This is a genomic window from Rhizobium sp. TAL182 (genome assembly GCF_002117725.1).
Classification (GTDB): domain Bacteria; phylum Pseudomonadota; class Alphaproteobacteria; order Rhizobiales; family Rhizobiaceae; genus Rhizobium; species Rhizobium esperanzae.
This window is the reverse complement of sequence record NZ_CP021024.1, coordinates 2,004,189-2,018,477: the sequence shown is the minus strand read 5'-3', so window position 1 is coordinate 2,018,477 and position 14,289 is coordinate 2,004,189. Positions and strand designations below refer to the sequence as shown.

General features: G+C 62.3%; 14 protein-coding genes. 2 read left to right on the top strand and 12 right to left on the bottom strand.

The window, feature by feature from the left end; all coding sequences use genetic code 11:
• Positions 1-30 precede the first annotated feature (30 nt).
• From Tal182_RS10155 to yajC, 4 genes are read right to left on the bottom strand one after another with little or no spacing between them, the layout of a single operon-like run.
• The gene (locus Tal182_RS10155; RefSeq protein WP_085859350.1) at positions 31-888 is read right to left on the bottom strand and encodes a phytoene/squalene synthase family protein; all 858 of its coding nucleotides are present in this window, start codon (positions 886-888) and stop codon (positions 31-33) included.
• Between the two features lie 2 nt (positions 889-890).
• Positions 891-1,277, bottom strand: a complete 387-nt coding sequence (locus Tal182_RS10150) for an Mth938-like domain-containing protein (RefSeq protein ID WP_004678846.1) — start codon at positions 1,275-1,277, stop codon at positions 891-893.
• Positions 1,278-1,281: 4 nt separating this feature from the next.
• On the bottom strand, positions 1,282-3,822 hold the full coding sequence (gene secDF, locus Tal182_RS10145) for a protein translocase subunit SecDF (RefSeq protein WP_085859349.1): 2,541 nt from the start codon (positions 3,820-3,822) through the stop codon (positions 1,282-1,284).
• A 44-nt stretch (positions 3,823-3,866) separates the two neighbouring features.
• A complete protein-coding gene (yajC, locus tag Tal182_RS10140) occupies positions 3,867-4,214 on the bottom strand; it encodes a preprotein translocase subunit YajC (protein WP_004678848.1) in 348 nt (115 codons plus the stop codon).
• Positions 4,215-4,417: 203 nt separating this feature from the next.
• On the opposite strand from yajC, the gene Tal182_RS10135 reads away from it, so the two are divergent.
• Entirely contained in the window at positions 4,418-5,290 is an 873-nt protein-coding gene (locus tag Tal182_RS10135; protein ID WP_064827472.1) for an ATP-binding protein, read from the top strand.
• 86 nt (positions 5,291-5,376) lie between these two features.
• Here the strand turns inward: Tal182_RS10135 and Tal182_RS10130 are convergent, their stop codons facing one another.
• The 3 genes from Tal182_RS10130 to Tal182_RS10120 form a co-directional block, all read right to left on the bottom strand.
• Positions 5,377-6,966 carry a peptidoglycan DD-metalloendopeptidase family protein gene (locus tag Tal182_RS10130; RefSeq protein WP_085859348.1) on the bottom strand — a complete coding sequence of 530 codons (1,590 nt, stop codon included), beginning with the start codon at positions 6,964-6,966 and terminating at the stop codon, positions 5,377-5,379.
• Positions 6,967-7,161: 195 nt separating this feature from the next.
• Entirely contained in the window at positions 7,162-8,196 is a 1,035-nt protein-coding gene (locus tag Tal182_RS10125; RefSeq protein WP_085859347.1) for an LLM class flavin-dependent oxidoreductase, read from the bottom strand.
• Between the two features lie 219 nt (positions 8,197-8,415).
• Positions 8,416-8,787, bottom strand: coding sequence for a DoxX family protein (locus Tal182_RS10120; protein ID WP_237350457.1), 372 nt, complete (start codon positions 8,785-8,787; stop codon positions 8,416-8,418).
• A 239-nt stretch (positions 8,788-9,026) separates the two neighbouring features.
• Here Tal182_RS10120 and Tal182_RS10115 point away from each other — a divergent pair, with 239 nt between their 5' ends.
• Positions 9,027-9,935: a LysR family transcriptional regulator gene (locus Tal182_RS10115; protein WP_085859346.1), complete on the top strand. Its 909-nt coding sequence runs from the start codon at positions 9,027-9,029 to the stop codon at positions 9,933-9,935.
• Positions 9,936-10,011: 76 nt separating this feature from the next.
• Here Tal182_RS10115 and Tal182_RS10110 read toward each other — a convergent pair whose 3' ends face one another.
• The 5 genes from Tal182_RS10110 to tatB all read right to left on the bottom strand — a co-directional run bounded on the left by Tal182_RS10110 (position 10,012) and on the right by tatB (position 14,257).
• A complete protein-coding gene (locus Tal182_RS10110; protein ID WP_085859345.1) occupies positions 10,012-10,665 on the bottom strand; it encodes a protein-L-isoaspartate(D-aspartate) O-methyltransferase in 654 nt (217 codons plus the stop codon).
• An 11-nt stretch (positions 10,666-10,676) separates the two neighbouring features.
• Positions 10,677-11,435, bottom strand: a complete 759-nt coding sequence (surE, locus tag Tal182_RS10105) for a 5'/3'-nucleotidase SurE (protein ID WP_085859344.1) — start codon at positions 11,433-11,435, stop codon at positions 10,677-10,679.
• A 4-nt stretch (positions 11,436-11,439) separates the two neighbouring features.
• On the bottom strand, positions 11,440-12,723 hold the full coding sequence (gene serS / locus Tal182_RS10100; protein WP_085859343.1) for a serine--tRNA ligase: 1,284 nt from the start codon (positions 12,721-12,723) through the stop codon (positions 11,440-11,442).
• 95 nt (positions 12,724-12,818) lie between these two features.
• Entirely contained in the window at positions 12,819-13,646 is an 828-nt protein-coding gene (gene tatC / locus Tal182_RS10095) for a twin-arginine translocase subunit TatC (protein WP_064802115.1), read from the bottom strand.
• Entirely contained in the window at positions 13,643-14,257 is a 615-nt protein-coding gene (gene tatB, locus Tal182_RS10090) for a Sec-independent protein translocase protein TatB (RefSeq protein WP_085859342.1), read from the bottom strand. Before tatB ends, tatC begins: the two co-directional genes overlap by 4 nt.
• Positions 14,258-14,289: the final 32 nt, after the last annotated feature.

The following is a 14,289-nucleotide window of genomic DNA, read 5'->3' as shown; positions in this document are numbered from 1 at the left end:
CGCGCGAGACTTGCGCGAATTTGACCGATTTCAGATTTTCCGGCGGCCCGCCGCCAGCGCCATTCTGAGCTGGCGGCGCCATTGCGGCGACTGCAGCGGCCGGTCGAACAGGAGAGCGCCCCGCCTCTGCGCCTTCAGCAGCACCGGTTCGGCCAGGGTCGCGGGCAGGAAGGCAGGGAACACGGCTGGCGCAATCGACCCTGCCCCTCTCGCCTTTGCCAGATGCTCAAGGCCGAGACCGGCGAAGGCCTCGATGGCGGCGGAGACGCGCGGCCGGTCTTCGCCGGCGAGAAAGGCGCCGCGGTCGAGCCCGGTGGCGGAAAGGATCTGCAGCGGAATATAGAGCTGGCCGCGGCGGCGATGCAGCGGCATCAGCAGCAACAGCCCGGCAATCGCCTGTGCGACGCCGGCATGGCCGGCCGCATTCGCCGATCGCGGGGCCTCCTCCGGCGAAAGCACGAGGCTTGCGAGCTGGATCAGCGCGGAGGCCGTTTCGCCGGCATAACCTTCGAGCGAGATCCGCGTCTCCATTGGATCGTCGTAGAGGTCGAAGGTGCGAGCCTCGATCATATCGAGCAGCGTCTTGCGCGGGAGGCGATGGGTTTCGATCGCGGTCAGAAGTGCGGCGGCGACGGGATTGGCCGCCGTCGAGCCATGCGCGCTGCCTTCCAGCAGGTCGCGCCAGTATTGCATGCGCACTTCACCCGGCAGCGGCTCGTGCACCAGGTCGCGGATGCGGGCAAGCTCCGCATTGAACGCGTAAAGGGCCGCTAGCGCGCCGCGCTTCTCCTCCGGCGACAGAAGACAGGCGAGATATCGGTCGCGATCATTGTCGCGCAACATCGCCAGGCAGATATCCTGGTTCGTCGCGATATTTTCTTCCGCCATCGTCAGACCGCAATCAATGCCGCCGCGACGGCGCGCTGCTCGGCGAGCATGATGTTGAAGGTGCGCACTGCGGCACCCGTGCTCATCGGATCGGAGGCGATACCGCGCGCCTTCAGCGCCTGCTTCAATTCCTCGGGCAGACGGCGAAGCTCGGTTCCTGTGCCGACGAGCAGAACCTCGATATCGGCGGCCTCCTCCAGCACGCGGCGAAAATTTTCAGGCGACAGCGGCTTCGACATGTCCATGTCCCAGCCATGAATGCCGGAGGGCAGGCAAAGGATCGAGCCGCGATGCGACATGTCGGCAAAACGGAAACCGCCATTGCCGTAAGTATCGATCGGGGCGCGCCCGGGAAAATGCGCGGCGCGGATTTCTATGCCTTTGGCCATGTTTTCAAACCACCGTGCCGGATTTTACACCGGCATCCGTTTTGTTGCTCTCTTCCCCGTCGGGGCTCTCCGGCCGCAGCCGGAAGACGATCAGCACGGGAGCGGCGATATAGATCGAAGAGAAAGTGCCGAGAGCGACGCCGAAGAGCATCGCAAAGGCGAATGAGCGCATGACGTCGCCGCCGAACAGGTAGAGCGCCAGCAAGGCAAGCAGCGTCGTCGCTGCCGTCAGGACGGTGCGCGACAGCGTCTGGTTGATCGAGGCATCGATCAGGATCGGCAGCGGCATCTTCGTGTATCGCTTCAGGTTCTCGCGCATCCGGTCATAGACGACGACAGTGTCGTTCAGGGAATAGCCGACGATCGTCAGGACCGCGGCGATGCTCGTCAGATTGAATTCGATGCCAGTCAGCACGAAAAGCCCCAGCATGATGATGACGTCGTGCAGCGTTGCGACGATGGCGCCGACGGCAAACTGCCACTCGAAGCGGATCCAGATGTAGAGCAGGATTGCCGCGAGCGCGGCAACGATGCCGAGCGTCGCCATCATCGTCAATTCGCCCGAGATGGCGGGGCCGACGACTTCGACGCGGCGGAAATCATAATCCGCCTCGAGCTCGCCGCGCACCAGCGTCGCTGCCGACTGCTCGGCATTCTCTCCGCCGCCCTGGGAGGCGATGCGGATCCGCGCGTTCGCCGGGCCGCCGGTGCGTTCGACCCCGACCTCACCGAGATTGAGATCGTTGAGGCGCGATCTGAGATCGGCGATGTCGGCATTGCCCTGTTTCGCCGTCACCTCGATGAGCGAGCCGCCGGTGAAGTCGATGCCGAGCTGCAGGCCGACGGTGGCAAAAGCCGCCATGGCGATCAGCGAAATCGCAGCCGACGCGGTGAAGACATAGCGGCGGATCCCCATGAACCGGACATTGGCGTGCTCGAAGAGATGGGTGAGGACGCTTTTTGGCAGGTGCCGGGGGTGGCGTCGCGCCAGCCAGACGGCGACGATCGAGCGGGTCAGCGTGAATGCCGTGAAGACGGTCGTCAGAATGCCGACCGCCAGCGTCACGGCGAATCCACGAATGGCTTCACTCCCGAGGAAAAAGAGAATGACGGCGGCGATGAAGATCGTGACATTCGCATCGACGATCGTCTCAAAGGCACGCGAGAAACCGCGACCGACGGCCTCGGCAAAGGAATGGGCGGTTTTCTCTTCTTCGCGGATGCGCTCGTAAATCAGCACGTTCGAATCGACCGCCATGCCGACGATAAGAACGATGCCGGCAATGCCGGGCAAGGTGAGCGTCGCGCCGGCAAGGCTGAGCGCCGCGATTATGAGGATCAGATTGAAGAAGAGCGAAACGACAGCAATGACGCCGAGGATGCGGTAGAGCGCGATCATCAGCGCTGCGACCAACACGACGGCGACGAGGCCGGCAACAAGGCCGGAGACGATGGATTCGCCGCCGAAGGTCGGGCTGACGCTGCGCTCCTCGACGCTCGTCAGCGTCGCCGGCAAGGCCCCGGCACGCAGCATCACGGCAAGGTCGCGAACACCGTCTTCGGAGAAATTCGCAGAAATCCGGCCCTCGCCGTTGGTGATGGCGGCATCGATGACGGGCGCCGACATGACCTGATCGTCGAAGACGATGGCAAGGTGCTTGCCGATATTCTGTCCCGTCACCTCAGCCAACCGCTTGGTGCCTTCGGCATCGAGACGATAGGCGATGGAGGTATCCTGCGTCTGCGGATCGACGACCGGCTGGATATCGACCATGTTGCCGGCGCTGGCGAAAGCCGTGCGATCGACAAGATAGGGAACCGGCGGATCGTCCAGCGAATAGAGCACTTGCGATGTCGCCGGCCAGCGGCCGTTCAGCGCCTCCTGCCCCGACATGCTTTCATCGATCAAATGAAAAGAAAGCTTGGCCGGCTGGTTGAGGAGATTCTTCAGCCGCTCGGCATCGACCGATCCCAGCACCTGCACGGTGATCCGGTCGTCGCCCTCGGGACGAACGAGGAAATTCTCGTAGCCGAATCCGGCGATGCGGCGGCCGACAATATCGAGCGACCGGGTCCGGGTGGAGGCAACATCAGCGGTAATGTCGGCGTCGGAAATCTGCAGCGAAAGCTGCCCTTCGCCGCCCTGCTGCAGCGTGAGCTCGGGCGCGGAATCTCTGCCGGTCGTCGTCTCGGATTTCAGACGATCGACAGCTTTCTGCGTCTCAGCAGGATCGGTGATCCGGACACTAACGGTCCGGTCGTTGCCGGTCAGCCCGGTATAGCGGATGCCGGCGCCGCGCAGCGCGTTGCGCACATTCGCGACTGCCTCTTCCAGACGATCCTTGACGATATCGGAACGCTCGACCTTCAGAACGATATGCGAACCGCCCTGCAGATCGAGGCCGAGCATTACGCGATCGTGCCGCAGCCAGTCCGGCAGCGAGGCACGCTGTGCCTCGCTCAGCAGATTGGGCGCAGCGATGACGACGGCCGCAAACGCAACCAGCCAAATCAGAAGTGTTTTCCAGCGGGAAAAATGCAACATTCTCTCGACGATCTTCCGATCCGGCGGTTTGCCGCTATCGCTTGTTACGCCGCGTCGGCCTTGACAGGTTCACCCTTGACGCGAACTTCCGAAATGCCACTGCGGACGATACGCACGCGAACGCCTTCGGCAATCTCGACTTCGACTTCCTTGTCGTCGACGACCTTCGTCACCTTGCCGACGAGACCGCCGCCGGTCACGACCTGGTCGCCGCGACGGATCGCCTTCAGGGTTTCCTCACGCTTCTTGGCCTGCGCGCGCTGCGGACGGATCAGCAGGAAGTACCAGACGACCATCAGCGGCACGAACAGAATGATCATTTCGAAACCGGAGCCGCCGAAACCGGTTGCGGTATCGGTCGCACTCTGGGCGAATGCCGGGGTGATGAACATGCTAAACTCCTCAGGCTTGGCGGCGGAACTGCGCCTCATTTTTCAGGTTGCCGGACTATAGTTGCCGCTTCGATGAATGCAACAGAAACAGCCGGAAACAGTACCGATTCCGCTGCCTCATAACCTTTCCGGCGACAAAACGCCATGCTACCCCGCATCGAAAGATAAAGCGGATTGCCGCAGCAAGAAATTAGGAGCTTGCGATGACCGAGGAAATCAACACCGCCCTGCTTGGCGAGCTCAAACGGCTCGCCGATGCCGTCCAGCGCCTTGCCGGACCGGCACCCGCCGTCAATGACTGGGACGCGGCCGATTGTTTCGTCTGGGCGCCGCAGCGCCAGCATCTGCAACCCGTCAAGAAACCCAACCGGGTGGCGCTGAAACTCATCCGCGGCGTCGACCATGTGCGCGATATCCTGCACGAAAATACGGTGCGTTTCGCTGAAGGTTATGCGGCCAATAACGTTTTGCTCTGGGGTGCGCGCGGCATGGGCAAATCATCGCTGGTCAAGGCCGTGCACGAGGATGTCAGGCGCGAAAGCGGCGTCGCGCTGAAGCTGGTCGAAGTTCACCGCGAGGATATTGCCAGCCTTCCCAACCTGCTCGACCTCCTGAAAGACACGCCGTATCGCGTCATCGTCTTCTGCGACGATCTCTCCTTCGATCACGACGACACCGCCTACAAGTCGCTGAAGGCGGCGCTCGACGGCGGCGTCGAAGGGCGGCCGGACAATGTGCTCTTCTACGCCACCTCGAACCGGCGCCATCTGCTGCCGCGTCACATGATGGAAAACGAACAGTCGACAGCGATCAATCCGTCCGAAGCCGTCGAGGAGAAGGTTTCGCTGTCCGATCGTTTCGGTCTTTGGCTCGGCTTCCATAAATGCAGCCAGGAAGACTATCTCGGCATGATCGACGGCTATGCCGATCACTTCAAGCTCGGGCTCGCGCGCGACACGCTGCACGCCGAGGCGCTGGAATGGGCAACGACGCGCGGTGCGCGCTCGGGCCGCGTTGCCTGGCAATACATCCAGGATCTGGCGGGGCGCATGCGCGTTCATATCGACCGGGCGTAGACAGGCTTCCGGTTCGATACAAGACGGTCCAAAATGACAAAAGCCCGGCTGGCGGCCGGGCTTTTGCGCCTCCTGGTACGCTCTACCTATTCCAGGAAAGTCATCGGGTTGACCGGGGATGCATCCTTGCGCACCTCGAAATGGACCTGCGGCTGCTTGACGTCGCCGCTCATGCCGGAGACGGCGACGGTCTGACCGCGCTGGATCTTCTGGCCGCGGGCCACGCTCAGCGTGTCGGCATTGCCATAGACGGTGACGGTACCGTCGTCGTGACGGACGAGAACCGTGTTGCCGAGTTCCTTCAGGCCGTTGCCGGCATAGATAACGACGCCGTTTTCGGCGGCCTTGATCGGCGTGCCCTGCGGGACCGAAATATCGATGCCGTCATTGCGGCTGCCGTTGACGTTGGCGCCATAGGCGGCAATGACCTGGCCGCGTACCGGCCAGCGGTATTTGCCGATGCCGGTCGATTCCGGCGCGTCCGAGCTGACGTCGGCCTTCTTTTCGACCTCGTCGACGGTCTGGGTGGCAGCCGGCGCCTTATAGGGCGCGGGCTGAACGGACGCCGTCTGCTGGGCAGGCGCCGGATCAGCCGGCTTCGACTCGACCTTCTCTGCCGGGATCGAGGCGGTCTTGATCGTGTCGGTTTTGCCGTTCGGGATCTTCAGGGCCTGGCCGACACGCAGCGAGCTCGCCGAGATATTGTTGGCGGCCTTGAGATCGTCGATATTGGCGCCGGTCGCCTTGGCGATCTTTGCCAGCGAATCGCCCTGCTTGACCACATAAGTACCGGCAGCCGCCTTCGGATCCTTGCCGGCGCCGGCGGGAACCTTTGCGGCCGGATCGGCACTCGCCATGGTCTTGTCGCGGGCGGAATTGGCGCCAGGGACGACGGCCACCTTCTGCTCCGGCGCCTTGGCCGGCTCCGGCATATTGCCGGGCTTGGCAAGATCGGCCGCCTGCGACGCCGCCTTGGCGGCATTGCCGCCATTGAAGGTCGGGATCAGGATCGCCTGGCCGGGTTGAGCGGCAGAGGCGGTTTTCAGATTGTTGATGCGCAGGATTTCCTTTTCCGGAACACCAAAGCGCCGGGACAGCGTGGCGATGTTTTCACCCGGGCGCAGCGTCACCGAAGGTGCATTGGTCGAGGACCAGCCGGAAATCTTCGGCGTCGTGCCTGTTGTCAACGAATCGCGCGTTGCCTTCGGTGCCGCCGGCGCCACGAGCCGCGGCTTTTGAGCCTGCGGCGAAGCCGGGAACGGCTGGGCCAGCGCCACGTCCTTTTCCCGCTGGCGGGATGGCGCGACAGCCGTCGGCGCGGCAAGCTCGGAACGCTGGATCGAGACCGGCGAAGAAGCCAGGCGTGCGCTGGACGGACGGACCGGCTCGTAACCCGGGTTCGCCGGATAGGGCTGGTTCATCGCATTGTTGCCGCCGTAACCGGACTGGCTGGCGACAGCCGTACCGCCGAGATCGGCGCGCGGCACCGGATCGCCCTGAACGCCGCCCCGGCGCGGAATGGAACTTGTGGTGATCTGGTCCTGCCCGGAGGAGGAAAACAAACCGCCAAACCGTGTCACATCGGAACTGCAGCCCGTTGCGGCACTCGCCAGCAGGCCCACAACCAGAAGATTACCGGCCGACTTACCGAACTTCGGCGAAAGACTGAAACGCATTGACTCGACCCACTGAGAACGCAACCATTTGTGAGTCTATTAAAACGCGTTAGTATTACCACGCGGTTAAGATGCTGGAATCAGTGCAATATTTTTGAGAAGTTGATAACCATAGCTTACGGGTGAAAAATCGCAGTGCCTTGAGCATGATGCCGGGAATTGGCAGCGTGTTTCTGGAAAGCGGCATGCAGCCGTTTATTCGCAGGCTCGCCGCACCGATGGCGCGACCTCGGTGCCAAGCAATTCGATCGAGCGAGCCATGGCTGCCGTTTCGAGCGCCGCGGTACTCATCTGAAACGTCACTCTGGAAACGCCGCCCAATGCCACGCTCGCTGCGAGCGTCTTGGTTACGACCGTCTGCGGACTGCCGATCAGGAATGCTCCCTGAGGGCCGCACGTCGCCTCGAACTGGGCGCGGGACGGCGGCAGCCAGCCTCGCTCCTTGCCGGCTTGGGACATCATCTGCTGCCAGCCGGGAAAGAAGGCGTCCTTGGCGGCTTCGTCAGTGTCGCCAACGAAGCCCATTGCGTGCACGCCGACCCGTTGCTGTTCGGGCGGATGGCCGGCGGCAGCCCAGGCGTGCCGATAAAGATCGACGAGAGGTCGAAAGCGCTCGAAGCTGCCGCCTATGATGGCGACCATCAGTGGCAGGCCGAGGGTACCTGCGCGGGCAAAAGATTCGGGCGTGCCGCCGACGCCGAGCCAGACAGGCAGGCGGTCCTGATGCGGACGCGGATAGACCCCCTCGCCATTCAGCGGAGGACGGAAGCGGCCCTGCCATTTGACATGCGCCGCCTCATTGAGCTTGAGCAGGAGATCGAGCTTTTCGACGAACAAAGCGTCATAGTTCCTGAGATCGTAACCGAAAAGCGGATAGGCATCGATGAAGGAGCCGCGGCCGACCACCAGTTCGGCACGTCCCCGGGAGATAAGATCGAGAGTCGCAAACTCCTGAAAGACGCGCACCGGATCGGCAGCACTGATGACAGCAACAGCACTTGTCAGCCTGATCCTTTTCGTTCGCGCGGCCGCAGCAGCAAGGATGACCGCAGGAGCCGAATCGAGCGCGTTCTCGCGGTGATGCTCACCCATGCCGAAGACGTCGAGACCGACGCGATCAGCGAGTTCCACCTCGGCAAGCACACTTTCCATGCGGTCGGCTGCAGACTGCATCCGTCCCGTTTTCGGGTCATTCGCAAGCATAGCAAAACTGTCGATACCGATTTCCACTGCTCAGTCCTTCGCGTTCGGTTGTTCGGATATACGCATCCCATTCAATAGGCACTGGGAGTGCGCTGCGGTTCTGGCCAGCCGAGCGACTGGCCAAACTGCGTCGTGTGACATCCGGCGACGGAGACGCAAACAAGCAGGAGGACGGCGAAGCGAAACATTGAAGCCTCGAAGAAGGGCTGCGGCGTTAACGGGACCGACGCAACTTGGCGTCCTGGCTCAGCGGAACGGGTCAAGGATCGTTGCGAAGGCGCGACGGTGCAGCCACACAACCGTGCCCGTGAGCAGAAGCAGAAGAATAGCCGGCACGGGACTACCGCCAATGACGAAGAGATGGGTCAACACGGCGAAGATCATGGTGACAGCAAGGACTAAGGCGCCGAATGCAGCCGTCGTCGGAACCAGAAGGGCAATCGCGCCGCAGACTTCCACGGCCCCCGTAAGGATGCGGAGCCACTGACCGGCGCCGATCTGATCAAAGATCGCGACCATCATCGACACGCCCGCGAGCTTGGCGCCGCCGGCCGCGAGAAACGCGGCAGCGGCAAGACCGCGGAAGCTCCAGGAGACGATCTTTTCAGTTTTGTTCAATTGAGCCGATGATGCCAACTTCGGTGACCTTTTCCTGTGTTGCCGCGTATTGGCGCGGTTGGTGCGCTTCAACCGGAGGCCGAGTCGGGTATTTCCGAGCCGCGACGCTCGCGTGGCGTTTCGATGCCACGATTGCACCCAACCGAAAAGCCGTTATTTTCTTAGACAATCTATCGGTTGGTCCGATACATGCTAGTGTGGCCGCAGGAATCCATCATCAATGTTACCGGAGATCGGCTGTGCTGGATGGTTTGTCGCTTGATCAGTTACGGACATTTATTGCTGCCGTTGACGAAGGCAGCTTTTCCGCCGCTGCGCGCAAGCTCGGGCGAGCCCAATCGGCCGTCAGCGAACTGGTTCGCAACCTCGAGACGCAACTCCGCGTCACCCTCTTTGACCGAAGTGGCCGCTATCCTCAGCTGACGGCAGCCGGAAATATGCTGGTCGCGACTGCCCGTGAGGTCGTCGCCAAGGTCGATTTCTTCAAATCGCAGGCAAAGGGTATGGCTGCGGGACTCGAACCGGAGCTGTCCGTCGTCGTCGACGTATTTTTCCCCATTCATGTCGTCGCGGAGGCCGCTAAGGATTTCCGGCAGCAGTTTCCCGAGGTGCCGCTGCGGCTGTTCGTGGAGGCGCTCGGCGGTACCGTCCAACCCGTTCTCGAACAACGAGCCAATTTCGGCATCGTGGGCTCCTTGCCTGCAATGCCGCCCGGCGTCGTGACGGAGCCGCTTGCCGGCGTAACGTTCCTGGTCGTTGCTGCGGCGGATCATCCGCTTGCCGCTATCAAGGGAACAATCCCCCGAAGCGAACTCGCCAAGCATGTCCAGCTCGTGCTGACCGATCGAACCGAGCTGTCGAAGGGGCGTGAGTTCGGTGTAATGTCGCCTCATACTTGGCGACTGGCCGACCTGTTCGCCAAACATACGTTCCTGATCAACGGACTTGGCTGGGGCGGAATGCCTGAGCATGCAGTCAGGGCGGATATTGAGGCCGGGCGTCTCTTGGAACTCGCGGTCGAAGAAATACCTGTCGGCGGGCTGAGGCTGCCGATGTCGGCGGCTTATCGCTCGGATGGTCCACCAGGGCCTGCAGGCCGCTGGCTGATCGAGCGATTGAAGATTTGCTCCGGCAGCCGGGACCAGTAACCTTCCCTTGCAGCTCGCCATCCGTTGCGGAAAGTCCGCACGGCGAGCACCGACGTAAGTCCCAAAAAAGCCTAATTTAGAGCAGCGAGGCAAGCCGCGGAATGATCGGCAGATAAGGCGCTTCGAACAATTCCTCGCGTTCGAAGCGGCTGCCGGTTTTCGTCAGCCGCACCATACGACATTCGTTTTCGGAAATCATCAGCGGCGCGATCATCGAGCCGCCGGAAACGAGCTGGTCGGTATAAAAGCGCGGCATCGCATTGAAAGCCGCCGTCACCAGGATACGATCGAAGGTGCCCTCCCCCTGCATGCCGGCGCTGCCGTCGGCATGGCGGATGACGACGTTGCGCAGGCCAAGCGATTCCATGCGCCGCTGCGCTGCCGATGTCAGTGTCTTGTAGCGGTCGATGGACAGCACACGCTCGGCCAGGCGCCCCATAACGGCGGCAGTGAAACCGCTGCCGGTGCCGATTTCCAGGACGCGCTGCCCCGGCTTGAGCTTCAGGTGATGGAGGATGCGGACGACAAAATCGATGCCTTCGAGAAAGGAACCGCATTCGATCGGAATCGTCCGGCTCGAATAGGCGTCGTCGGCAAATTGCGCCGGCACGAACAGCGAGCGCTGCGTCTGCTCAACCGCCGTCAGCAGATCGAGGTCAGAGATGCCTTCGGCACGCAATCTGAGGACGAGCGCCGCAAAGCCCTCCTTCTCCGCCAGTCTTGCCGTCAAACCTGTGCTCCCTATCCCAGGGCCCGCGCCACGCGGTCCGTCACGGAATAATCGGTCAAATCCAGTTTCAAAGGCGTTACCGAAATCTTGTTATGCTTTAGAGCGTGAATATCGGTGCCTTCGATGAAGGCGCCGGCGCGTTCGCCGAACTTCAGCCAGTAATAGGGAAAGCCGCGGCCGTCGGAGCGGGCATCGACCTGCAGATTGAAGGCGAGCTTGCCCTGCATGGTTACTTCGGCGCCGTCGACCTCGCCGGGACAGCAGTTCGGGAAGTTGAGATTGAGGAACGTGCCCTCCGGCAGGTCCAGATCCAGCAGCTTTTCCAGAAGAGCCGGGGCATGCGCCTCGCAGACTTCCCAGGGCACGATGCGTGCGCCGTCCTCGTAGAGATAGGCCTGGCTGAGTGCGAAGGAGCGCACGCCCTGCATGGTGCCTTCGATGGCACCGGCGATCGTGCCGGAATAGGTCACGTCGTCGGCGACGTTCGAGCCCGAATTGACGCCGGAGAGAACGAGATCGGGCTTGATGTCCATCACCTGCCGGATGCCCATGATGACGCAATCGGTCGGCGTGCCGCGCAAGGCGAAATGCTTGTCAGAGATTTTGCGCAGCCGCAGAGGTTCGGAGAGGCTCAGCGAATGGGCAAGACCGCTCTGGTCGGTCTCGGGGGCGACGATCCAGACGTCATCGGACAGCGTGCGGGCGATCCGCTCCAGCGCGGCCAAGCCTTCCGCATGAATGCCGTCGTCATTCGTAAGCAGGATGCGCATCGCCTCAGGCCGCCCGTTCGATCTTGGTCAGTCCGCCCATATAAGGCAGCAAAACGTCCGGAATCGTGACGGAACCATCCTCGTTCACATAATTTTCGAGGACAGCGATCAGGCAGCGTCCGACGGCGGTGCCGGAACCGTTCAGCGTGTGGACGAACCTGTTGGTCTTGTCGTCCTTGCCGCGGTAGCGCGCATTCATCCGGCGCGCCTGGAAATCGCCGCAGACCGAGCAGGAGGAGATTTCGCGGAAGGCATTCTGCCCCGGCAGCCAGACTTCGAGATCGTAGGTCTTGCGCGAGCCGAAGCCCATATCGCCGGTGCACAGCGTCATCGTGCGGAAGTGCAGGCCAAGGCGCTTCAGCACTTCTTCAGCGCAGGCGGTCATCCTTTCATGCTCGGCAATGGCGCTCTCGGCATCGGTGATCGAGACGAGTTCGCATTTCCAGAACTGGTGCTGGCGCAGCATGCCGCGGGTGTCGCGGCCGGCCGAGCCCGCTTCCGAGCGGAAGGACGGCGTCAATGCAGTGAAGCGCAGCGGCAGCTTTTCCTGGTCGAGGATTTCCTCGCGCACCAGATTGGTTAGCGTCACCTCGGCCGTCGGAATGAGATAGCGGCCATCCGTCGTCTTGAAGAGATCCTCTTCGAACTTCGGCAGGCTGCCGGTGCCGAACACCGCTTCGGCGCGCACCATCAGCGGCGAGCTGACTTCGGTATAGCCGTGCTCGCGCGTGTGGAGATCGATCATGAACTGGCCGAGCGCGCGCTCGAGCCTGGCGAGCGGCCCGGTCAGCACGGTGAAGCGCGAGCCGGAGAGCTTGGCAGCGCGCTCGAAATCCATGTAGCCGAGCGCTTCGCCGATTTCGAAATGCTCCTTCGGCGTGTGGTTCCAACGCGGTTTTTCACCGACGATGCGGCTGACGACATTGTCGTGCTCGTCCTTGCCGACAGGAACGTCGTCGAAAGGCACGTTCGGGATGCGCGAGAGAGCGTCGTTGAGTTCGGCCGTCAGCTGACGGTCCGCTTCCTCGATCGCCGGCAGCAGGTTCTTTAGTTCGGCGACCTCGGCCTTCAGCTTCTCGGCAAGCTCGCCGTTCTTCTGGGCCATCGCTGCGCCGATCTCCTTGGAGGCCGCGTTGCGGCGGGAGAGCAGATCCTGCGCCTTTTGCACGGCCGCGCGGCGCTTTTCATCGAGGGCGACGAGACTTTGGGCCAGAGGCTCCGCGCCGCGCTTGGCAAGGGCGGCATCGAGCGCTTCGGGATTCTCACGGATCCATTTGATATCGAGCATCGTCGTTCCAGGTCGTTGCAACAGAAATGACCCGGCCAAAGCCTGACCGGGCCTCGACCGGATGAGACGGCGTCATAAAAGGGCTCCGGATCGCCTCAGACGCTGTCGGTCTTGGCAACGTCCGCGGATCCGGTTTCCTTTTCGAGCGCCTGCCGGGCACGCTGGCGCTCCACGAGTCGCGCCGCATAGATGGAAATCTCGTAGAGAAGGATCGTTGGTAGCGCAAGACCGATCTGGGACATAGGATCCGGCGGTGTCAGCACGGCGGCGACGACGAAGGCGAGCACGATGGCGAACTTGCGCTTTTCGGCGAGCCATTGTGACGTCAGCAGACCCACGCGGGCAAGCAGGGTCGTGATGACGGGCAGCTGGAAGACGAGGCCGAAGGAGAAGACCAGCGTCATGATGAGGCTCAGATACTCCGAGACCTTCGGCATCAGCGAGATCGCCACCTCGTCATGACCCGGCGCCTGCTGCATCGACAGGAAGAACCACATGACCATCGGCGTGAAGAAGAAATAGACGAGCGCAGCCCCCATCAGGAACAGGACCGGCGACGCGATCAGGAACGGCAGGAAGGCCTGGCGCTCGTTCTTGTAGAGGCCGGGCGCCACGAACTTATAGACCTGGGCGGCAATGATCGGGAAAGCGACCACCAGGCCGCCGAACATCGCCACCTTGACCTGGGTAAAGAAGAACTCCTGGGGCGCGGTATAAATCAGCTGGGCCTTCTCGACGTCGAGATGCGCCCATTCCACGGCCGTCTTGTAGGGGATGACCAGATAGTTGAAGAGATGCTTGGCAAAAAAGAAGCATACAATGAAGGCGATGAAGAACGCCCCGATCGACCAGATCAGCCGCGTGCGCAGCTCCATCAGGTGCTCGATCAGCGGCTGCGGCTTGTCTTCGATGTCACCGCTCATGCCTCGTCCTTCTTCTTCGTCTGCGCCGGCTTCTTCGGCGTTGCAGGCTTCCTGACTGCCGCGGCCCGCTTCGGCTTTTCCACCGGTACGGCAACGGCTGCGGCAGCATCGACCTTGTCGGCAGCCTTGACGCGTGGCCTGCGCACGGCCTTCGGCTTGTCGGCGACGGTATCGGCCTGGGCAATCGCTGCTGCGACGGGCTCAGGCTGCGCAGGCGCCGGCACCAGGGGCGGCGTTTCCGGCAGGCTCATCGACGGCGTCGGGGCCGAGACGGCAGCCGGCGGCACTTCGGTCTTGTTTTCCGGAGCCGCAGTCGTCTTCTGCAAGTCGGCCTTGATCTCGTTGCCCATCTGGCGAAGCGGGTTCATCGCCTCGCGCAGGCTGTTGACCGGGTTGAGCTTCTGGGCGTCGCTGATCGTCTGGCGCACGTCGTCAAGCTCGGCTTCGCGCAACGCTTCGTCGAACTGCGCCCGAAACTCACCTGCGACCTTGCGGGCGCGCTGCGTCATCTTGCCGAAAGCGCGCAGCATCGGCGGCAAATCCTTGGGACCGACAACGACGATCAGCACGACCGCGATGACCAAAAGCTCGGTCCAGCCAATATCGAACATGCAAGGCTCCTGGACGGGAAGCGCGGGGGCTG